The sequence below is a fragment of the Acinetobacter sp. ANC 5378 genome, from assembly GCF_013004315.1.
GTDB lineage: Bacteria > Pseudomonadota > Gammaproteobacteria > Pseudomonadales > Moraxellaceae > Acinetobacter.
This window is the reverse complement of record NZ_JABERK010000046.1, coordinates 19,061-39,690: the sequence shown is the minus strand read 5'-3', so window position 1 is coordinate 39,690 and position 20,630 is coordinate 19,061. Positions and strand designations below refer to the sequence as shown.

Here is a 20,630-nt window from a genome sequence, read left to right as displayed (position 1 = left end):
TAGTAAAACAAACTGATATATGTAAAATAAAGGAAAATTAATTAATTCAACAATCAAGGATAAAAACTTTCTATGGGAAGTTATGCTTCGACCCTTATAAATAATTACGAATTATTCTATATGAAGAACCATTTTGACCAATGGTTCTTTCATAAAAATGACCGAGTCCGTATCATTAAAAACGGAGAAATAAAATTTATTGGTTATAGGGTCGATTTACACACACTGAAAAGAAGACTTAATCTTGCGGGATTTGATAAAAATTTTGCTATAAATGACTTTAATGAAACCATAAATCAATGGATTGATTATTTAAAAATAGTACCTTCAAATTTCGAAGATGAGGAAATTCTTAAATTATCCAAAGAACAATTAAATTTATTAATGGATATAGATTTTGATAAATGGTTAAGGCTTTTGCCCGATTTTTTAAACTCTAGCTCAAATCAACTTGATACAGATATAAAAAATAATGAATTAGCTTCATCACTATCTAATATTATTCTTAATTTTGATATTAGCGTCATGGCGAGTGCATCATGTTCTTTTCCATGTAAACACTTAGAAAGCTTAACTATAGCTTTAATTGAATTAGAAAATACTAAGGGATTTTGTGAGGTTGACTTAACTGATCTGTATCAAGGTGGTTGGATTGAAGACTTTGAAGATTTAGCTCAACAAGAAAATAATAAAACTTATTTTTTTGAAAATTTTGAGATATCTATAAATGATTTGAGAAAACTTCAAACTTTAGAAGCTAAAAATCCTGTATTAAATAAGATGCTCCTATCTAGTTCAATATCTGCAATGGAAGCATATTTATTCGATACATTCAAAAAACAAGTCTTAGAGCGAGAAACGATCAAACGAAAATACGTTAAAAGTTATAAAAGTTTTCATAGAGGCGGTAAATTAGATGCAAATGAACTTTTTGATTTTTTAGATGCCTTAGACGAAAAAATTTCTAGAGAAATTGATGAAATATCATTTCATAATATTAACCTTGTAAAAGGACTTTACCATAACATTCTGCATTGCCAATTCAATGAGTCTTTTCTATCCAAGCTCAATGAAATTATAAAAAATAGACACGATATTGTTCATCGTAATGGAAAAACCGTGTCGAATGAAATAATTTCAATTTCTAATGATGATTTAAATAATGCATTTGAATGTATTTTTAATTTTATTAAAGATATTGATTCACAAATTATTAATCATTTATTAGATGAGTAAAAAACCAATTTCGTTAGAATTGCTCATAATACGTAAATAAAAAGACCGCCTAAGCGATCTTTTTTATTCCTATCTTATCAAGCCACTGGCGCCAAGGTAAACAACACCTGCCCCGTTTTCACCGTTTGCCCTTTTTCAATAGTGATGGCATCTACACGCATACGCTCAGGCGCAATAATAGGAATCTCAATCTTCATCGCTTCAATGACTGCAAGCGTTGCACCTTCTTCCACAATATCCCCCGACTGACATTCAATTTTCCAGATTGAACCCGGCATATGCGACTCTACCGCACAGCCACCTTCAGGCACTTCAACACCTTCACCATCATCCACAGCATCCAGGCTTTCAGAGACATATTCTGCAAGACCTGCTTCATGCCAACGACGGCGTTCAGCATCAAAGTTGACCTGTTGCACGGCTTTAAAGGCAGAAATCGATTCTTGATTTTCAATTAAGAAGTCGTTGTATTCTTTCAGGTTCAATACGCCTTCTTCAATACGAAGTTTTAAACGACCCGCCTTAAAGTCCTCACGCATTTGCATGAGTTCGGCTTCAGAGACTTCATAAAACTTAATTTGGTCAAAGAAGCGCAATAACCACGGCATACCTTGCTCAAAGTCAGGGTTTTTACGGTAGCGTGACCACATTTGCGAAGTACGACCGACAAACTGGTAGCCACCTGGGCCTTCCATACCATAGACACACATATAGGCACCGCCAATACCGACAGCATTTTCAGGGGTCCAAGTCCGTGCAGGGTTATATTTGGTGGTGACCAAACGCTGACGTGGATCAAGTGGGGTTGCCACAGGCGCGCCCAAATACACATCGCCTAATCCCATGACCAAATAACTGGCGTTATAGACCACATCTTTTACAGCTTGTTTGTCTTTTAAGCCATTAATACGACGGATAAATTCGATATTGTCCGGACACCACGGCGCATCTGGACGCACGGTTTGCATATAACGTTCGGTTGCCAGTTGCGTTTGAGAATCTTCCCAAGCCAGTGGCAAATACACCGTACGTGATGGCACTTGCATTTCGGCCACATCAGGAAGTTCTGCTTCAGCCACTTGAAGCATACGCAACAAATCAATCTGATCAAGCTTAGTCGAATCAAAGTGAATTTGTAGCGAACGAATACTCGGAGTGAGGTCAATAATGCCTTGAATATTTTGATCTTTCACCCATTGCATCAAGGCATGAATACGGAAACGTAGATTCAGATCTAAAACCAGCTCGCCATATTCCACCAACATATAGTTGTTGCCGGCAGGACGATAGACCACATCAGGTGTGCCATTTTGACCTTTTAAGGTATCTAAAATTGCAGATTTTAAGGTGCTAATTTCAGGATAGAACGACTCATCAAATGTCACATCTTGCGTATCCGCTGATGTCAATTGCGCATGAAATTTTTCATTGAGCAATTTGGCTTGGTGGTAGCTGACAGGCACAAATTTAACTTTATCACCTGCTTTGACTTGACCGAGTTTCCATAACTCAGAGTTGATCACCACCGCAGGACAGACGAAACCACCTAAACTTGGACCATCTGGACCCAAAATAATCGGCATATCACCGGTGAAGTCAATCGCACCAATGGCATAGGCATTATCATGAATATTCGATGGATGCAGACCTGCTTCACCACCGTCTTGACGTGCCCATTCAGGTTTAGGCCCAATCAAACGGATACCAGTACGGCTTGAGTTAAAGTGAATTTCAAACTCGTTGGCAAAGAAAGTATCAATATCGTTTTTTGTGAAGAAATCTGGCGCACCATGCGGACCATACATGACCGCAATTTCCCAAGTATTTGAGAATGTCGGGATTTGATCTTCTGCCAACGCTTTCACTTCATCCGATGTAAATGCCGTAATTGGAAGCATATCGCCAATCAATAAGTTACGACCGGCATGACCACCAAACTGACCTAAAGTAAAGGTCGCTTGTGAGCCTAAGTATTCAGGTACATTCAGACCGCCTTTAATCCCGATATAGGTACGGCAACCTGTGGCGATCTTGCCACATTTTAAAATTTGACCTTTACGGACATTCACGGTTTGCCACATTGGAACGGCAACACCCTCCAAAGTTGATGGCATATCGCCACCTGCCAAGACAATTTGGCTATCGCAATGGAATTTTAAACTTGGTCCTTGGAGTGTACATTCTAAACCTGTGGTATTGGGTGCATTGCCCAACAGTTGGTTCGCCACATTTAAAGACAGTGGATCAATCGCACCGGATGGTGACACACCGACATCCCAATAGCCCAAACGACCTGTGACATCTTGCACGGCGGTTTGAATGCCCGCTTGCAGGACTTCAATTTTCTGAGTTTTCCACTCAAAGGTATTTAAAAAACGAGTAGTTTGTGTGCCTGCTTTAAAAACATCGCAGTCGATAATATTTTGTAAATATTCAAGGTTGGTTTCAATCCCTGCCACTTGCGTTTTAGAGAGCGTATCGGTCATGGCTTGAATCGCTGATGCACGCGTGTCGTTCGTGACAATGATTTTGGCAATCATCGGATCATAGAATGATGAGACGTTTGAGCCTGTTTCTACCCATGTTTCATTACGGGCATCGGCATCAAACTCGACATGAGTGAGTAAGCCCGCACTTGGTTGGAAGTTTTTGATAGGATCTTCCGCATAGAGACGTACTTGAATCGAATGCCCTTTAGACTCGAGTTGTGTTTTTGGTGCAACCCAATCGCCACTCCCTAAAGTCACCATCCATTCGACAAGGTCGACACCGAAGACTTGCTCCGTCACCCCATGTTCAACTTGAAGACGGGTATTCACTTCCAAGAAATAAAATTCTTGGGTTTCGGTATCCATCACAAATTCAACGGTTCCGGCAGAACGGTAGTTGACTGATTGCATTAGTTGAATCGCGACATTTTGCAAATACGTACGTTGTTCATCATTCAGGTGTGGTGCAGGTGTTTCCTCAATCACTTTTTGGTTACGACGTTGCACCGAACAATCACGCTCGCCGAGTGCCAAGATTTGACCTTGACCATCACCAAAGATTTGCACTTCGATATGACGGGCATTTTGTACGAATTTCTCTAAATACAGCCCTGCATCTTTAAAGTTGGCTTGCGCTAAATAGGACACGGTTGCGTATGCATCTTTCAGTTCTTCAGCATTCCACACCAAACGCATGCCGATTCCGCCACCGCCTGCGGTACTTTTCAGCATCACAGGATAGCCAATACGGTCAGCCTCAAGCAGTGCTTCGGCTTCATCAGCCAACAACTGACTGCCCGGAAGTAACGGCACATTGGCTTGAATCGCCAATTCACGCGCCGTGTGTTTCAAACCAAAAGCTTTCATCTGCTCTGCATTTGGCCCTAAAAATACAATGCCTTGGGCTTCACAAAGATTACAGAATTCTGCATTTTCAGACAGGAAGCCATAACCCGGATGAATCGCTTCAGCACCGGTTTGTTTTGCGACTTCTAAAATTTTATCGACATTGAGATAGCTTTGGCTAGCAGGTGCATCACCTATCAACACCGCTTCATCGGCTAAAGTCACATGCAATGAATCTCGATCCGCTTCTGAATACACCGCAACCGATTGGATACCTAATTTTTTAAGGGTACGAATAACACGACACGCAATTGCACCACGGTTGGCGATGAGAACTTTATTAAACCCATATTTTAAAGTCATAGTCTTATACCTCGCCTTCACGGACAATCAGTTGAATTTTAGTGGGGTTATAGGCATTGCATGGGTTATTCAGTTGTGGGCAATTCGAGATCAGTACGATGAGATCCATCTCGGCTTTAATTTCCACATATTTGCCCGGTGCAGAAATACCATCATCAAACTTTAAGTGACCGTCCGAAGTTACTGGTACATTCATAAAGAAGTTAATGTTTGGCCCAATGTGACGCACATTTAAACTATGCTTTTTGGCAATTGGATGTTGCGACAATGCAATCATGAAGTTGTTACGGCAACTGTGCATTGGGTATTTGTCTAAGCTATAACGTACCGTGTTACTTTCACATGAACATGCACCGCCTAAAGTGTCGTGGCGACCGCAATTGTCATCGTTGATGGTGGCGATTTCATTGCCAAAGTTGGTATAAAGCGTTGTGCCTTTTTCTAAATATATTTGACGATTCATCGCCAAAGTATCGGTTGCGCTATAACGCTCTTCAGGATTGGAAGCAGAAATAAACAGCGTATCGACTGCTTGGTTACCTTCTAAGTCGACGATACGGAAATACTGTCCTTTTTTGACTTCGCACATCCACGCTTCACCGGCAGGACATACTTCACTTAACACAGATTTATCCTGATTTTGTGTTGGGTTGACTAAGGCTGTCATGTTGTATTCCCCCAATTAAGCGCTAAGAGCGTAATAACGATTGTTGTTTTGGAACGCTCGCTGATTTTGCGGGCATGAATCACGGCACACGTCGGTATCGCCTAAAGGCAGTGCTTTAAACAGTGACAGTTGAATATCGGCAGGTGCATATTCAGTCGAATTGTCTAAAGCATGTGGTGCACTTGATAAAAATACTAAGCAGTCCATTTCAAAACGCAGTTCAATCACTTGATCGGTATTGTCAGATGCCACATAAGACAAGTTACCATTGTCATCTGGCGCGACTTTGGAAAAGAGATTTAAGGTACTGCTTAAGTCAGTTGCAGATAATCCAAATTTGGTCATCTCGAGCAATAAGCTGTCTTTGCCATTGCGGTACATATCGTTGCGTGCGTCTTGGAAAGTCTTAGCGCCAAACTGCGCTTCAATTTGCTGTGCGGTACTTGGCGCACAAAAAGCGTCATTCCAACCGTGATCATCTTTGACAATGGAAATCATCGCACGTCCAAGGTCAGAGGCTAAGATATGCCCTGTACTCAAAAATGCGGTGTGTTGAGCTTTTAAGCTGTCTGGCATGTTATAGGCTTCAAGCTTATCTTCTGCATTGACGCAGAATAGAGAAACATTGGCATTTTCACTTAACGCTTTAAGTTGTAATACTGCGCCACGCTGAATGCGTGCAGACCAATGATGTCCACCCGGCAAAACCTCAGTCCAAAGTGATTGATTATTATGATAGTTGCTTAAGCCCATTGCGGTTACCTCTTCGGTTGTTGGCATGACCTCCCGGGCTTTTATCCCTCCGTGTAGTTCTTGCGAACCGTGAACTCTCGGTCTCAGGCATATGTCACGTGTGGAGCGAAACATATCGGAACCCTAGATCACTTTTAATCTAACAAGGTCAATGCAAAGGCTGTGCCAATTTAGTAATACTTTTTTCTGTTTTAGTCATACTATTTGGGTTCAAAAATGATACATTTAAGATGGACGGTAAAATGCATGCACCATGATTGATCAATTTCTATAGCTTATAATACATACTTGTTTTTATATTCTTGGTTTTTAGGGGCTATTGGCAACATTTCTTATTGCTTTTGCCCTCCATTGGTTTGAACAAAATTTCGATTCGTCTGATTTTCTAATGTTGTAGTTGTGTAAATTTTGACTGTGTGGTTAGATCATTAAAAAAATAATAAGGAATAAAAAAATGAAATTCCATTTGCTCGTTGTTTATATGGCTTTGACTTGTAATTTTGCTCATGCAGCACAATGCTTATCAACAAGTGAATCAAAAGAATTAAATAATATTTATCAAAATTCGAGTGAATTTTATCGCCATGTCAAACTCGATTGTCAGTCTAGCAATGAAATAGTTCAAAAAAACTGTGCCTCTCCCGAACATAAAAAAATATTAGAAATATATCTTCGGACTGCAATCTATGATTATGAAAATACTCATGGAGAAACATTAACCGGTAAACCATACCAACGTGAATATCATTCTGCGTTCAAAGAAGTTACCAATAGTTTTGATAGTTGTGACGATTTAAAAAAATCTTTGAAATATTTCTTATCTACGTCTATCTGGGCGGATTGATGAGTATTTAAAGTATTTCCTAAATGATTGGGTTTACGTTCAAGCTAACAAGCAGTTTATAGATCATGGTTTTATTCGTTTTTTGGTGAAAAGGAATAAATAGTCACTGCTGATAAATACCGACAACCACTATGGGAACTGCAAACGCTAATGCTTTATAAGAGAAGTAAAAGATGTATTTTTATCCTTTTTTATCACTGTACTCTAGCTATGTTAATCTTTGGGTAGATTTTGCGTAGATAACAAATCTTGAAAAAAAGAGGAACGTATCATGGGTTACCAACACATATTACTGGCTGTTGATGATTCCCCTATTGCCATTGCTGCAGCTGATCAGACTATTATTTTAGCCAAAGCATTAGGCAGTAAAGTCACCATAGCGAGTGTTGTCGTGATAGATCCTTTAACCAGTGTCAGTTTTTATAAAAGTGTACCTGGAATAACGGATTATTATATGGAAGCAAAAGCTCATGCTAAAAACATTTTGGCTGAGTTAGGACTGAAATTTACCAATCTAGGTATTGAAACCCATACAAAACTTCTCAGTGGTCAATCCCCAGCGGAGGCCATCTCTAAACTGGCTGATGAATTAAATGTTGATTTAATCGTCGTCGGTTCTCATGGGCGTACCGGTTTTAAAAAAGCTTTTCTCGGCAGTATGGCCCAAGAGATTTTGACCTCAAGCCATGTACCGGTACTTGTGGTAAAACACACAAAAAATTCGGGATGAATAATAAATTAGCCCACGCAAAAGTGGGCTAATTTATTCTATGATTCCCTATAAAGATGGTTATAAAAGTAATTAAAAATATTTAAAAAACCGATTTATACAAAATAGGTTGTCCATTGGCTTGATTGAGCAATTTAGCTTAAAAGCTTAAGATTCTTCACGCTGTAATTCATTCACCGTTTGTCTCTGCTTTGCAAACCACTGATCACGACGCTCAAATAAACGTGGCGCCGCGTGATTGACCTCATCAATTAAAGCCTGTAAATCGGCATTTACCAAGCGACCATTTTCAACCACAATCTGTCCCGCCACCATTGTCATGACAACATCTTGACCTTGAACTGCATGGACTAAATTGGTATGCAAATTAAATAACTTTCCTTGGTCAATCAATGGCGTCATACGGGGAGTAGCAATATTCACTGCGATCAGATCTGCTTGTTTACCGACTTCCAATGAACCAATTTCATCTTGCATACCCAAAGCTTTAGCTCCTGTGATAGTCGCCATTTGGCAAACTGACCAAGCATCCAGTGCGGCCGCATCCAGCGAAGAAAATTTGGCTAGTAGTGACGCCGTTTTCATTTCTTCAAATAGATCCAGGTTATTGTTTTCTTTTTCCCCATCAGTACCCAGACCCACCGCAACGCCTTGGCGTAGCATTTCAACGACAGGCGCTGCACCGGAGGCCAATTTCATATTGGAAATCGGATTATGCGCTACACCGACCGCATGTCGCCTTAAAATCTGAATTTCATTTGCATCTGCCCAGACGCAATGTGCCAACAGGGTTTTAGGCAGATCCAGCAAGCCCAGTTTTTGCAGACTCTCAATCGGGCGAATGCCTGAACGGCGCAGGTTTTCCTGTACATCAAATTGGCTTTCATTGCTGTGGGTATGAAAACCGGTTTGATAATCCTGACAAAGTTTCTCAATACGGCTTAATGCTGAAGCTTCAGCATAAAACAGGTGCTCTAAACCCACCCAAACCTGAATGCGTCCATTCGCCTGCTGATGCCAACGGTTGATTAAAGCCTCATTACTTTTTAAGGTTTCAAAATAATTGTGATCCGGATGCTCTGCGACATAAGGCACAAGAACAGCACGAATTCCCAACGCTTGCGCAGCTTCAGCACTTCCGTCCATATAGCGCCACATATCGACAATGGTGGTGGTTCCCGACAAAAGTGCCTCGGCATAACACAAATAAGAGGCAATTTTCGCATCCTCTGGTGTCAACACCCGGTGCATCGGGTCAATATACTGCTGTAACCAATCCCAAACCGGTAATCCTTCTGCCGTGCCACGTAATAAACCGGAATGACAATGGGTATTGATCAAGCCCGGCATCAGGATCGTTTGTGGGTAATCCTCAATGAGCACCTCTGGATAGCATTGGGTTAACTGTGCCAATGTACCAACTGCTTTTATTTGGTCTCCATCAATCAGTATCGCGCCATTTTTAATACATTCATTCTGCGCATTCATGGTCAGGACATAGGAAGCTGTTAAAATTTTCATGATTTATACTCAAATCTATTCTATTTATGATGAATGGCTGCGGTTATGGCACGAAGGTTTTACCTAAAGAAGATGGCAAATTCATTTTGAGTACTTTTTTATTCCGCGAAATCATGACCAGTACCACAATGGTGGCTTGATCCATGTGTTGGCGTTCAAGTTCAATGGGCATGTCCTGATAATGCAGCCAGCGCTGTCCATGAGAAACCACGTCATAATTGGCTTCTTTGATCGCCTCGACAATATAGGGGTTACGTACCAATGCCATACCGACGCCGAAAATGGTCATGGGTAAATTGCGTTTTTTAAACTCTTTATGAATCCGCCAAAAGCCAGCACGTGAGCCGTATTCATACATTGAATCCATCGACATATGTTTGTCAGGAAAACTTGCTGCGCCAATAATGTCAGATAAGAACTGTTCGGAGCCGACATCACCATGTTCAACGTGGTTTTCGCCACCTTCTTCATAATTCAGTACAAACTGTACCGCGATACGGGCTTGGTTTGGCCACTCCACTTTGGGTGGTTCGCCATGGTAGCCAATCAGGTCACGTGAATAGGGCGCGCTGCGAATGTCATCAATGAGTTCTTGGCCGCGTAAATAAGTCGTCGTCACGTTAAATCCCTAATGTGTTATATCAAATCATCAATTTTCTATAACAGCGATAAGCAATTTATGCGCCAAAAGGATTCATTTAATTCTTTCTAAATATATCCACCATCTTAGCTAATTGCTCCATACCATCAAATGTCGTTGGAATTTTGTCATAGGATAATACGAGTAGTAAAAATAGAATATTGGTGAGTTTTATTCTTCATACCAACTTTCATCAAAGGCTTCAATATATCCGAAATCAACAATATCGTTATCCAAACTAAAATTTTCAATTGAAATTTCTATATTATCTAAATCTTTCAATTTTTCAGGTTCGAAATCACAAATCACAATAGCTTCAAAATCTTTTTCAAACTCACCACTAACCATCCGACTACTTAAATTTATCTCTTCCTTATCAATTGAATCCCATACAGAAAAACTAAAACTAGCTTCAACCTCAAAATTAATTGATCCTCTTAATTTTATTGAAAATTCATTAATCTCATGATTAATCTCAATTAATTCAATTGATTGATAGTCTGCTGAAATAAAACTGAGATTTTCAACTTCATTATCACATGTAGATAAATGTGAATCAGCTTCAGCATGAATATATTCTTGTTCTAAAATAACTGAGATTTTTCCGTCCAATTTTTGATTCAAAGCATTTAAAAATACAATATCAAATCCATTATCTTCAAACTGTTCAAAAAACTTATCTTGATTATTTTGCAAGACTAGAATTTCTATTGCCTCTGATAATTTAGTTCGAACATCAAGTTCATTAGATTGTGAACAATACTTCCCCCAACCCTTATCCCCGGAAACAGTTAATATATTCTTTTCATGGGTCTCGGCATAACCTTCTAATACTAGTAAAGCAATTGCATCAGGAAATTCCCTTTTCTTTTTTTCAGTATTTTCAAAAGGTAACTGAGTATTTTTATATAAATCAATCAAACTGTTGACATGTAAATATTCAGATGAATTCAGGATTTTTGCACCTGTGGCTTGTAAAAAACTTTGAATTCGACTATCCACTAACTCTGCTATTTCATCGGTTTTTAAATTCCTCATAACCTCTAAAGCAGAGTTCAATTCAGGAAAAAAATTTGCTTCTATTATTGTTTTAAATTCTTCAATTTTTGGCTTTGCATTAATTGTATCTTGTAGTAAATGTTTCTTTATTTCAATTAAGATTATATCTGGTACTAAAAGCTCAACCCCTGTATCTTTGAATTGTTCTAACTTATTTAATAAACTTTTTTCAAAATTATATTTAAGTGACTTTAAAGTTGAGTTATCGATACTAATCGCATTGTATTTTGAAAACTTTTTCATTTTTACTACCATTTCATTATTAGTATCAAAATAAATCAAAATTCGATTACGCGATAGTATTGATGCCCTCTATTTTATTAGAGGGCATCAATACTTGATTAAAACAAAAAATACCTCTGCGCCATCGGCAACACTTCAGCTGGCTCACAAGTTAAATGCACTCCATCTGCCCGCACTTCGTAAATTTCTGGATCAACTTCCATCACTGGGGTATAGGTGTTGTGCTTCATGTCCGCTTTAGAAATATTTCGGGTATTTTTCACGGGTGAAATTATTTTTTTAAGCCCTAATTTTTCCGCTACACCATTTTCAATACCCGCTTTCGACAAAAAGGTAATACAGGTGTTATGTACACCTCGTACGTTTGCACCAAACATCGGACGGTAATGCACAGGCTGCGGAGTTGGGATAGAGGCATTAATATCCCCCATCGGTGCCGCGGCAATCATGCCGCCTTTAATAATCATGGAAGGTTTTACACCAAAAAAAGCCGGCTTCCATAACACTAAATCTGCCAGTTTACCTTCTTCAACCGAACCAATTTCATGGCTTAGACCATGGGTAATGGCAGGGTTAATCGTATATTTGGCAATATAACGCTTCACCCGATTATTATCGTGCGCGGCATTATCACCTTCAAGTACACCTCGTTGCACTTTCATTTTATGTGCAGTTTGCCATGTTCGAATGATCACTTCACCAACACGGCCCATGGCTTGCGAATCTGAAGACATCATCGCAATTGCACCCAAGTCCTGCAAAATGTCTTCAGCTGCAATGGTTTCTCGGCGAATCCGACTTTCTGCAAAGGCAACATCTTCTGAAATAGCCGGGTCAAGGTGATGACAAACCATCAACATATCTAAATGCTCATCAATAGTGTTGATGGTATAGGGACGCGTCGGATTGGTTGAAGACGGCAAAACATTGGGCTGACCGATGGCTTTTAAAATATCTGGTGCATGTCCGCCACCCGCACCTTCGGTATGATAGGTATGAATGGTCCGGTTTTTAAATGCAGCCAGAGTTTCTTCTAAAAAACCACTTTCGTTAAGCGTGTCGGTATGAATCGCGACCTGGACATCATATTCATCTGCCACCGTTAAACAATTGTCGATGGCTGCCGGGGTTGATCCCCAATCTTCATGCAATTTCAAACCCACCACACCAGCTTCAATCTGTTCACGAATCGGATCCGGCAAACTCAAATTGCCTTTGCCGAGTAAACCAATGTTCATGGGTAAATCATCAATAGCTTGTAACATGGTGGCAATATGCCAAAGTCCCGGAGTAACTGTAGTTGCAGAAGTCCCTGCCGCCGGTCCTGTACCGCCACCAATCATGGTGGTGGTACCAGACATGAGTGCTGTTTCAACTTGTTGCGGGCAAATCCAGTGAATATGGGTATCAATTCCACCTGCGGTGAGAATCTGTCCTTCGCCGGCAATGACTTCGGTCGCTGCACCTAAAGGAATGGTGATATTGGGCTGAATATCTGGATTTCCGGCTTTACCAATTTTCCAGATTCGGCCATTTTTCAAACCGACATCGGCTTTGACAATGCCCCACCAATCGATAATCAAGGCATTGGTAATCACTGTATCAGCAACATCTTGCGCCAAGAGTTGGGACTGCCCCATACCATCCCGAATCACTTTACCGCCGCCAAATTTGACTTCTTCGCCATAGGTGGTCAGATCTTTTTCAACCTGAATGAACAATTCAGTATCGGCCAAACGAACGCGATCCCCCAGCGTTGGACCAAACATTTCTGCATAAGCGCGGCGTGACATTTTCATACTGGCTACCTTCATTTTTTAAATTTTTAATTGGGTTTAATTTAGTCAAGTTTGCCCATGACACGACCAGCAAATCCGTAAACTTCACGCAGTCCGACTAAAGCAATCAATTCAATCGAGCGACTTTGCCCCGGTTCAAAACGCACAGCGGTACCGGCAGCAATATTTAAGCGGTAACCACGCGTAGCCTCACGGTCAAATTGCAGCGCATCATTGGCTTCAAAGAAATGAAAATGTGAGCCGATTTGAATCGGTCGATCGCCGGTATTGGCTACAGATATTTTTAAAGTTTCACGACCGACATTCAGCTCGATATCGCTGTCTGGAGTAATGACTTCGCCAGGAATCATAATCTTGTCCTTATTATTAAAGAATCGGCTGATGTACCGTGACCAGTTTAGAACCGTCCGGAAAAGTCGCTTCAACTTGCACTTCAGCAATCATTTCAGCAATGCCATCCATGACATCATTGCGGCTAAGTAAAGTCGTGCCGTAATGCATCAATTCACTGACGCTCATACCGTCACGCGCCCCTTCAAGTAATGCCGCGGAAATAAAAGCAATCGCTTCCGGATAATTCAGTTTTAAGCCGCGAGCTTTACGACGCTCCGCCACCAAGCCGGCAGTAAAAATCAACATTTTGTCTTTTTCTGTTGGATTGAGTTCCATAAACGGTTCCTAATTCATGTATTTATGTCTAAGCAAAATGTGTGCAAGATTAGATATTGGGTGTTCTCCCTCCCTTTGGGATGAGAGACAATGTCTGGCAAGAGAGGGAGGATTTTAATAAATGTTTAATCACCTCTCCCTTGCGAAGCAGTGCTTCTCATCTTCTATAAGGAGAGGGAACAAAAGGATCATGTCCGCCAAATTCTTGGAAACTCTTCGTCTAAATCAAACCAATAACGTCTTAATCGTGCTCGAATCGCGGCAAAAGCGTCATGACATTGCCGTACATCATCCCCTAAAAAACGTGCGCAAATGACATCACCCAACACCGTCAAAGTGACCTTGATTTTCATCCGGGTGATCAGCTCGCGAATCACGGTAACGTATTCATCTAAGTACAGCGTAGCGCGATATTTTTCCGGTGCAACCGCCCATAAACTGCCCATCACGGCCTGACCATTCATGCCCAAACAAGAGCTTAACCAACGGTCATTACCGACAAAATTTAAACTGTCTGCCACCAACAATTTATTTTCGCGCAGCAGCTTAAAATGATTACGGTATTGACCCTCACTAAACTGTTCTGCACAGGCTTGGCGACCAATCACCAACATGTCCCAACCAATAAAGCTCGATGTTCGATCTAACTGAACGGTGGTTTCTGAATGTGCGTGCGCTCCATTGAATAGCATGGTTTCTTGCGGCAGCCATTCGAAAATAGCGTTGTCTTTTAAACGAATCTGAATATGTTGAAAGGCCGATTTACCGGTGGTTTTGTACCATTTCCCGGCACCCGGTGTAGTCACCAAGGCATGTGCGTCAGCATCCACCTGCATATCAAAAGTCAGATGATCCCCCCCTGCAATACCCGCAGGAGGATGGACAATAATGGCATGACAAATCCCGCTCTTTTCCGGCCAAAGCATTTTTTGCACCCGTACAGGTCCGCTATGTTTTCGATGCGCCAAGGTCGTGCGTTGCTGCGCAGCTTGATAACGAAAGCCTAGCTCGAGGCAGGCGTACCAAAGCTGCGATGGGTTCTGTGCATCAGCTGTTTTTGAAAGGGGTAAATTCAACATATTCATGATCAATACTGCTTAAAACGCATTAAGCCAGACCGATAACAGCAAGGATTGCAGCCAGTGCGGCTATAATTTTTCGACCATGCGGCAGGTATTTCTCAGTCAATGCACCTAAGCCTAAACCCGTCAGATAAATGATCGACATCGCAGAAACCATACCCAACATGAGTGGCAGCATGTGTCCTGATTGTCCCAGTTCATTGCCATGTGCCACACCATGGAAACTTGCGAGTAGCATGGTCGCGACAGCAAAAATACCATTGGATTTCATCAATAACGCTGTCGCCAAGACCGCTAAAGATAAAACAATGCCGTATTCTGCAAAAACATTGGGTAATACCTGCTGCTGTCCTAAAACAAAGCCTGCAATCATGGCTACCGCTAAACCGAAAAAGCCTACGACTTTCCAGCGTTGTGTGGCCGTCCAGAGCAAGACACCGAAAGCAATCGCCATGGTTAAATGATCCAAGCCGGTAAAAGGATGGCTAAATCCATTCCAAAAACTGCTTTCATGCGCATGACCAGGATGTGCCATGGCGATCATCGGTAAGCTTCCCATGACAACAGCAAAAAATCTTTTTAACATTGACATCACACTCCTGCTTAAGCCTTAAATAAGCCTTGTTTTTCAATAAAGGAAATGATGGATTCCAGTCCATCCTTGGTTTTCATATTGGAAAATAAGAACGGTTTCTCGCCACGCATGCGTTTGGCATCTTGATCCATCACATCCAGGTTGGCACCCACCATTGGCGCCAAGTCAGTTTTATTGATGATCAGTAAATCGGATTTGGTAATCCCAGGACCGCCTTTACGTGGGATTTTTTCTCCGCCCCCCACATCAATCACATACAAGGTTAAATCAGACAATTCTGGACTAAAGGTTGCCGCCAAATTGTCACCGCCACTTTCAATAATGATCAGTTCTAAACCGTCAAATTTTTCACATAGGTCATCAATCGCCGCCAGGTTAATCGAGGCATCTTCACGAATTGCGGTATGGGGACAACCGCCAGTTTCCACCCCCACAATGCGATCGGGGGACATCGCTTCATTGCGGGTCAAAAAGTTGGAGTCTTCTTTGGTGTAAATGTCATTGGTGACCACAGCCATATTGTATTTTTCACGCAAGGCCTGACATAAATTTAAGGTTAACGCCGTTTTACCCGAACCGACTGGTCCGCCAATTCCAACGCGTAATGGACTACGTTCTGACATCTGTATTTCCCCTCTTATTTCTTCAATTTTATATATTTATGATCTAAACAATCTTGAATATTGGTTTTCATGCTGCATGCTGAGCATGGCATAGCGTGGTAAAGCGCTACTGATTTCGGCATCGTCTAAATTCAGAGCGCGCTGAATTGCGTCAGGAATAAGACTATGTAAATGCCATAAAATCCGTTGTCCACTCATTTGTCCTAACGGTACTGTTTTGACCGTAGCCAACACTTGGTTTTCTAATACAGTGAAGGTATAGGCAGTGAGTACATCGGCTGAATTTAAGGCTAAAGTGCCACACAAATGCCCATACACCGGCATAAAACCTAGTTGTTTTTTAACCCTGACCGGTTGTTTTAAAACGTCGCGGATCCAGGCATTTAAAGAAAAAGCCAATTGTGTTGATTCTGCGAGTAGCTCTTTGCTTTCACGACTAGAACGATAGAGATTTGCCCAATACTCAAATTGCGCTTCATCATCAAAGGACTGCATTAAGCGCTTAAGTAAAGGCAACTCGAAACGAACCAGCAACATCTCAAGCACTTCTTCAAAATAAGCAATGCTGGATGCCTCATCATGAATCATGCCGCAATCAATCGCACTCTCCACTCCTTGCGAGTAGCAATATGCTCCGATCGGCAACGCCGTAGAAGACAGCGTCAGTAAACTGAGCAGCTGCGCCGCATTAGTGATGGACATGCTGTAAAGCTTTAATTGGGCTTAGACGATGATCATGTTGATGCTGGGCATAGGCGCCACTTTCAGGCTCAAAAGGATGTAAAGTTTCTATCACGTACAGTCCTAAGCCTGTGACCATTTCAGCCAAAACATGATCGGGTTCAAAATAAAGTGCCGTAGGCGTTAACATTAAGGGAACATGGCGATTGCCCAAGTGATAGGCGGCTTTTAATAGATCAAATTCAGTTTGTGCTGTGACTTGCATGAGTTTTTCAGCTTGTGCATTGACTTGCAACACATCACCCTGTGCTGTTGCAATATAAGAGCCACTACGTAAAATGCCGTTGCGCGGCAAATCCGCACCAATATCAACCCCATTTTGTAAGGTTGCACGAAAACGGCTCTTTTGACGCACATCAAAAGTTAATTCAATGGTTTCAAACAGCTCGTTATGTTTAAGTTGTTCTAATCGTTGAGTATAAATTTTCATTTTTGCTCCATTTTAGTATCCCTTGATTTCACCTTTTGATCCAAAATAAAGCAATAAAAACAGCATGGATATAAAAGTGCATCATTATGATTATTAGGCAATTTTCGTACCAAGTTGTTTTTATAGAGTCGGTTTTAGAGAAAATGTCCAAGACATTAATGAATGATGTAAATACCGAAATTGAAGCATCTTGCTGATACGCTGCTGGGTAATATCATCCACTTTTCTAAAGCCAAAAATAAACAGCACAGTAAATCGTTAAATCTGTATGGTGACAATTCCACTCGTAAGATCAACGCTTTCCGACAAGCACAACTTGCTTAATATAAGGTGAAATGTAGGGATGCCACTCTTGGTAGGACTAGTCGACTAATCACACGCAACGTATAAAGCATAAAATTAAATGCTTACGAAAAAAATCATCTTTGAAATAAAATGCTAACGAAAAAAAGTATCTTTGAAATAAAATTTTTACGAAAAGAATTCCTCTTTGAAATAAAACGCTAACAATTGAAGCGTAAGCTACAGCACAAAACGAGTTGTTACACCAAACCAATAATTAAAAAGCGTATTGCTCAGACTGAAAAAATGGAATTCAGAAATAATTTAGCTCAAAGAGGCATTGGAGGTGGTGAACAATTTTGGAGTTGTTGCACATCAGGCTGAATACTACAAAAGCAATATAAGTTATTACCAGGAATCAATAACATGCCTATCCAAATTAAACAGAATTCACGTACACGCCACGTCCGTGATTTAGGTGAGTTCAGTGTTGTATCAGGAGCGATTCGCTTCACTGACCCTTGTTATGCCAATGATGTTTGGTGCAAAGGTTCAATGCCAGCAGCCAATGGCAAGTATCAAGCCCAGATTGGTTTTTTCCGCGATCCCTACGATGAACGCAGTATGTTGGAAAAAATCGACCAATTTAAATACCTGCTGCACTATCACGCAAAGTTTGGAGAGAAGTACAAAGATCACTTGTTCTCTTTTGAAAAACTGGTCAGTAAAGTGCGTAATCAAGCCAATTGGGATGACAAGTTACAAAACGTTGAAAAACTCTTTCAATTGATCAAAGAAGAACCGGATGTTGAAAAACAACGCATCTATAAAGAATTAGCAGACGATGCGGTGGAATGGTATTCGAAGTGCTATGTGTCAGAAGAATACAATTATTGGGAAAAACAAAGTTGGTTGCTGTTTGAAATCAATTCCACTTTTGCCCACGCAAGACATTCGATCAGCACTCGTCCTTCCAAGTTCCGTGCCTTAATGCTTGACCAGCACAGCCAACACCTGACCGAAGATCAGATCAGAGAAAAAGTAAAGAAAATTGAAGCGGAAGAACGACGCGACTTTATTGCCAACCTCGAAAGAAAAATCACTGACCTGCAAGATACTTATGCTGCAGGTAAACCGCTTCGTACCCACTTTCTGCGCATCAAGCATGAATCCATAGCCAGCTTTAATCCAATTGAAAATGGGAAATGGCATTTCAACACTAACTTTGACGTAGGTGTTGATTCGGGACAAGCCGGATTTTTTGATGAGCTTTGGTATGAACGTTATAACGGAGATCGTAATAACCAGGACCTTAGCTCTTACTTCAACTTATGCACTTTATCATCAGGTGGTAATCACGATCGAAGTGTCAAAAAATCAATGAAAGAAGGTGGTGTATTTGATTTTGGTGCCAATTCTCACACTGCTCATGGTGACGGTTCGGCTCCCCTATTTTATCGCCTCAACAAAGCGGGTGAAGTGATTGAAGCGGCCTATCTATATGACGTAAATTTTGAGGAATGTGAAAATGCATTAAACGATAACAAAGCAACTATAAAACAGAAGGTAAAATAGTGAAAATTAACGATTTCAATAAAATCTTTCAAGTAACCGAACATCTAAGCGCAGAAGAGTCCCATTTAAACGGTTTCTTAAATGAAACCTCAAAAGTAGATGACCTAAATAAAATTACTTTTATCGTGGGTGAAAACAAGAATATAAGACTTGACACCTTAAAGAAGTCGACACAGATCAACAATGAATATGACCCTGTTTCATACAATGCAGGAAAGGTCATTTTCAAAAAAACAAATTATGAACAAGCTGTTTTGGATTTGATGAATATCGATAACGAGACTCAAAAAATTTTTAAAAAAGCAAAGTTTCAAGGTTTTGTAATTGGCTTTTGGCATGAGGACAAATTTGCATTCGCTAATATTTCGAAAGAGCTAAATGAATCTGGACAAACCCATGCCAATGCCCACTTCTATGATTCCCCTCGATACGCCACTTGCATGTTGGATCTTTCCGAAGCCGCCGAGCAGCTTGTGCATATTCAAAGTGTATCTGATGAACGTACGTTTCAAATCTTCGTGCTGTATTTAGGTGAGACAAAATCAGGCGAAATCTATTTGCCGCTTCCCTTGTACTTCGAGGAAATGTTCCTTTAAAGGCAGGACCTTTTAAAGCTGGATAACCTTGTTTTCCAGCTTATTTTTCATAAATTCTAAAAATATGTTTTTTTCAAAGGGTATGATATGAACGACATTCAAGCAAAACGCCACCTATTAGAAACAGTGGACAAGTTAGTTCGTAAGCCAACAACAATAAGCGAACTGGATTTGGTCAACATCTTTGTTCACTTAGGCTCAATTCTAAAAGAATCTTTCGCTGAACCTGTCGAGATCACGCCAATTTTTTCAGGTCGCAAGTCTATAGTGCCTATTCCGCTTGGGGAACTAACTGCAGAAGAAAAGGAGGCTGAACGTCAAATGTTCATTCGCTTCCTCAAATTACAACCTCATGTTTTAAATATTGGCTATAACACAGAGACACAGCAGTTCCTTCTGAAAGAAGATCAGGCAGCATGGGATGCCTGGTTGTATCGTGCAATGATTGCACGCAACCTTCTTAAGTCAAGTGAAGTACCCAAAGATCTACTCGAGCGCTTCGATACACACTATAAGAAAACGCCAAAAGGTTATAAGATCTCTGAGACTGTAATCAGCTTTTGGAATTACGACTGTCAGCGTTTTATGATTGATGAAATTCAAAATGAATTTGAAACCTGGTCAAAGGCAAGTTAATAAAATAAAAATGAACAATAATAATTTGCAAAGATAAAACCAGGAAAAAGCACATAATTCTTGCAGGACAATCAATTTATGCTGTTCCGGAAACTTGAGACCGGAAAGTGAATCGATATTTTAGGTTCTTGTTTGTTTGGTGAATCCAATCCAAGAAAAAATGTATTGCATGATGAGAGCTGTAATCCCTCATCATGCAATTTAATGTCTG

At 40.7% G+C, this 20,630-nt stretch carries 19 protein-coding genes, 1 pseudogene and 1 riboswitch; of the genes and pseudogenes, 6 read left to right on the top strand and 14 right to left on the bottom strand.

Annotation, left to right across the window (positions count from 1 at the left end; translation table 11 throughout):
- Nucleotides 1–72 precede the first annotated feature (72 nt).
- Nucleotides 73–1,236, top strand: coding sequence for a HEPN/Toprim-associated domain-containing protein (locus tag HLH16_RS10200; RefSeq protein WP_171529229.1), 1,164 nt, complete (start codon nucleotides 73–75; stop codon nucleotides 1,234–1,236).
- Between the two features lie 77 nt (nucleotides 1,237–1,313).
- Here the strand turns inward: HLH16_RS10200 and uca are convergent, their stop codons facing one another.
- From uca to HLH16_RS10185, 3 genes are read right to left on the bottom strand one after another with little or no spacing between them, the layout of a single operon-like run.
- A complete protein-coding gene (uca, locus tag HLH16_RS10195; RefSeq protein ID WP_171529228.1) occupies nucleotides 1,314–4,934 on the bottom strand; it encodes an urea carboxylase in 3,621 nt (1,206 codons plus the stop codon).
- Between the two features lie 4 nt (nucleotides 4,935–4,938).
- Entirely contained in the window at nucleotides 4,939–5,601 is a 663-nt protein-coding gene (locus HLH16_RS10190; protein WP_171529227.1) for an urea amidolyase associated protein UAAP2, read from the bottom strand.
- 15 nt (nucleotides 5,602–5,616) lie between these two features.
- A complete protein-coding gene (locus HLH16_RS10185) occupies nucleotides 5,617–6,354 on the bottom strand; it encodes an urea amidolyase associated protein UAAP1 (protein ID WP_171529242.1) in 738 nt (245 codons plus the stop codon).
- Between the two features lie 28 nt (nucleotides 6,355–6,382).
- Nucleotides 6,383–6,492, bottom strand: a riboswitch (guanidine-I (ykkC/yxkD leader).
- A 316-nt stretch (nucleotides 6,493–6,808) separates the two neighbouring features.
- On the opposite strand from HLH16_RS10185, the gene HLH16_RS10180 reads away from it, so the two are divergent.
- A complete protein-coding gene (locus HLH16_RS10180) occupies nucleotides 6,809–7,198 on the top strand; it encodes a hypothetical protein (RefSeq protein ID WP_131287045.1) in 390 nt (129 codons plus the stop codon).
- Between the two features lie 271 nt (nucleotides 7,199–7,469).
- On the top strand, nucleotides 7,470–7,928 hold the full coding sequence (locus HLH16_RS10175) for a universal stress protein (RefSeq protein WP_171529226.1): 459 nt from the start codon (nucleotides 7,470–7,472) through the stop codon (nucleotides 7,926–7,928).
- A gap of 147 nt (nucleotides 7,929–8,075) precedes the next feature.
- On the opposite strand, the gene HLH16_RS10170 is transcribed toward HLH16_RS10175, so the two are convergent.
- The 11 genes and pseudogenes from HLH16_RS10170 to ureE form a co-directional block, all read right to left on the bottom strand.
- The gene (locus HLH16_RS10170) at nucleotides 8,076–9,449 is read right to left on the bottom strand and encodes an amidohydrolase family protein (RefSeq protein WP_171529225.1); all 1,374 of its coding nucleotides are present in this window, start codon (nucleotides 9,447–9,449) and stop codon (nucleotides 8,076–8,078) included.
- 121 nt (nucleotides 9,450–9,570) lie between these two features.
- Nucleotides 9,571–10,068 (bottom strand): annotated as a pseudogene (locus HLH16_RS15940) (polysaccharide deacetylase family protein); the annotation flags it as partial.
- Nucleotides 10,069–10,260: 192 nt separating this feature from the next.
- Nucleotides 10,261–11,391, bottom strand: a complete 1,131-nt coding sequence (locus tag HLH16_RS10160; protein ID WP_171529223.1) for a PIN domain-containing protein — start codon at nucleotides 11,389–11,391, stop codon at nucleotides 10,261–10,263.
- A 98-nt stretch (nucleotides 11,392–11,489) separates the two neighbouring features.
- On the bottom strand, nucleotides 11,490–13,190 hold the full coding sequence (gene ureC, locus HLH16_RS10155) for an urease subunit alpha (RefSeq protein ID WP_171529222.1): 1,701 nt from the start codon (nucleotides 13,188–13,190) through the stop codon (nucleotides 11,490–11,492).
- Between the two features lie 41 nt (nucleotides 13,191–13,231).
- On the bottom strand, nucleotides 13,232–13,540 hold the full coding sequence (locus tag HLH16_RS10150; RefSeq protein WP_171529221.1) for an urease subunit beta: 309 nt from the start codon (nucleotides 13,538–13,540) through the stop codon (nucleotides 13,232–13,234).
- 16 nt (nucleotides 13,541–13,556) lie between these two features.
- The gene (gene ureA / locus HLH16_RS10145; protein WP_131287082.1) at nucleotides 13,557–13,859 is read right to left on the bottom strand and encodes an urease subunit gamma; all 303 of its coding nucleotides are present in this window, start codon (nucleotides 13,857–13,859) and stop codon (nucleotides 13,557–13,559) included.
- 188 nt (nucleotides 13,860–14,047) lie between these two features.
- Nucleotides 14,048–14,938 carry an urease accessory protein UreD gene (locus tag HLH16_RS10140; RefSeq protein ID WP_171529241.1) on the bottom strand — a complete coding sequence of 297 codons (891 nt, stop codon included), beginning with the start codon at nucleotides 14,936–14,938 and terminating at the stop codon, nucleotides 14,048–14,050.
- A 28-nt stretch (nucleotides 14,939–14,966) separates the two neighbouring features.
- Nucleotides 14,967–15,533 carry a HupE/UreJ family protein gene (locus HLH16_RS10135; protein ID WP_171529220.1) on the bottom strand — a complete coding sequence of 189 codons (567 nt, stop codon included), beginning with the start codon at nucleotides 15,531–15,533 and terminating at the stop codon, nucleotides 14,967–14,969.
- 11 nt (nucleotides 15,534–15,544) lie between these two features.
- Nucleotides 15,545–16,159, bottom strand: coding sequence for an urease accessory protein UreG (ureG, locus tag HLH16_RS10130; protein ID WP_131287086.1), 615 nt, complete (start codon nucleotides 16,157–16,159; stop codon nucleotides 15,545–15,547).
- 36 nt (nucleotides 16,160–16,195) lie between these two features.
- The gene (locus HLH16_RS10125; protein WP_171529219.1) at nucleotides 16,196–16,861 is read right to left on the bottom strand and encodes an urease accessory protein UreF; all 666 of its coding nucleotides are present in this window, start codon (nucleotides 16,859–16,861) and stop codon (nucleotides 16,196–16,198) included.
- The gene (gene ureE / locus HLH16_RS10120; RefSeq protein WP_171529218.1) at nucleotides 16,848–17,330 is read right to left on the bottom strand and encodes an urease accessory protein UreE; all 483 of its coding nucleotides are present in this window, start codon (nucleotides 17,328–17,330) and stop codon (nucleotides 16,848–16,850) included. Before ureE ends, HLH16_RS10125 begins: the two co-directional genes overlap by 14 nt.
- Nucleotides 17,331–18,038: 708 nt before the next feature.
- Here ureE and HLH16_RS10115 point away from each other — a divergent pair.
- From HLH16_RS10115 to HLH16_RS10105, 3 genes are all read left to right on the top strand, one after another.
- Entirely contained in the window at nucleotides 18,039–19,187 is a 1,149-nt protein-coding gene (locus tag HLH16_RS10115) for a hypothetical protein (RefSeq protein ID WP_171529217.1), read from the top strand.
- Nucleotides 19,187–19,783, top strand: coding sequence for a hypothetical protein (locus HLH16_RS10110; protein WP_171529216.1), 597 nt, complete (start codon nucleotides 19,187–19,189; stop codon nucleotides 19,781–19,783). Before HLH16_RS10115 ends, HLH16_RS10110 begins: the two co-directional genes overlap by 1 nt.
- 87 nt (nucleotides 19,784–19,870) lie before the next feature.
- Nucleotides 19,871–20,419, top strand: coding sequence for a hypothetical protein (locus tag HLH16_RS10105; RefSeq protein WP_171529215.1), 549 nt, complete (start codon nucleotides 19,871–19,873; stop codon nucleotides 20,417–20,419).
- Nucleotides 20,420–20,630: the final 211 nt, after the last annotated feature.

Excerpts from the sequence above, each read along its gene's own strand:
- HLH16_RS10200 (WP_171529229.1), top strand. The coding sequence starts at position 73 with ATGGGAAGTTATGCTTCGACCCTTATAAATAATTACGAATTATTCTAT.
- uca (WP_171529228.1), bottom strand. The coding sequence starts at position 4,934 with ATGACTTTAAAATATGGGTTTAATAAAGTTCTCATCGCCAACCGTGGT.
- HLH16_RS10190 (WP_171529227.1), bottom strand. The coding sequence starts at position 5,601 with ATGACAGCCTTAGTCAACCCAACACAAAATCAGGATAAATCTGTGTTA.
- HLH16_RS10185 (WP_171529242.1), bottom strand. The coding sequence starts at position 6,354 with ATGGGCTTAAGCAACTATCATAATAATCAATCACTTTGGACTGAGGTT.
- HLH16_RS10180 (WP_131287045.1), top strand. The coding sequence starts at position 6,809 with ATGAAATTCCATTTGCTCGTTGTTTATATGGCTTTGACTTGTAATTTT.
- HLH16_RS10175 (WP_171529226.1), top strand. The coding sequence starts at position 7,470 with ATGGGTTACCAACACATATTACTGGCTGTTGATGATTCCCCTATTGCC.
- HLH16_RS10170 (WP_171529225.1), bottom strand. The coding sequence starts at position 9,449 with ATGAAAATTTTAACAGCTTCCTATGTCCTGACCATGAATGCGCAGAAT.
- HLH16_RS10160 (WP_171529223.1), bottom strand. The coding sequence starts at position 11,391 with ATGAAAAAGTTTTCAAAATACAATGCGATTAGTATCGATAACTCAACT.
- ureC (WP_171529222.1), bottom strand. The coding sequence starts at position 13,190 with ATGAAAATGTCACGCCGCGCTTATGCAGAAATGTTTGGTCCAACGCTG.
- HLH16_RS10150 (WP_171529221.1), bottom strand. The coding sequence starts at position 13,540 with ATGATTCCTGGCGAAGTCATTACTCCAGACAGCGATATCGAGCTGAAT.
- ureA (WP_131287082.1), bottom strand. The coding sequence starts at position 13,859 with ATGGAACTCAATCCAACAGAAAAAGACAAAATGTTGATTTTTACTGCC.
- HLH16_RS10140 (WP_171529241.1), bottom strand. The coding sequence starts at position 14,938 with ATGTTGAATTTACCCCTTTCAAAAACAGCTGATGCACAGAACCCATCG.
- HLH16_RS10135 (WP_171529220.1), bottom strand. The coding sequence starts at position 15,533 with ATGTCAATGTTAAAAAGATTTTTTGCTGTTGTCATGGGAAGCTTACCG.
- ureG (WP_131287086.1), bottom strand. The coding sequence starts at position 16,159 with ATGTCAGAACGTAGTCCATTACGCGTTGGAATTGGCGGACCAGTCGGT.
- HLH16_RS10125 (WP_171529219.1), bottom strand. The coding sequence starts at position 16,861 with ATGTCCATCACTAATGCGGCGCAGCTGCTCAGTTTACTGACGCTGTCT.
- ureE (WP_171529218.1), bottom strand. The coding sequence starts at position 17,330 with ATGAAAATTTATACTCAACGATTAGAACAACTTAAACATAACGAGCTG.
- HLH16_RS10115 (WP_171529217.1), top strand. The coding sequence starts at position 18,039 with ATGCCTATCCAAATTAAACAGAATTCACGTACACGCCACGTCCGTGAT.
- HLH16_RS10105 (WP_171529215.1), top strand. The coding sequence starts at position 19,871 with ATGAACGACATTCAAGCAAAACGCCACCTATTAGAAACAGTGGACAAG.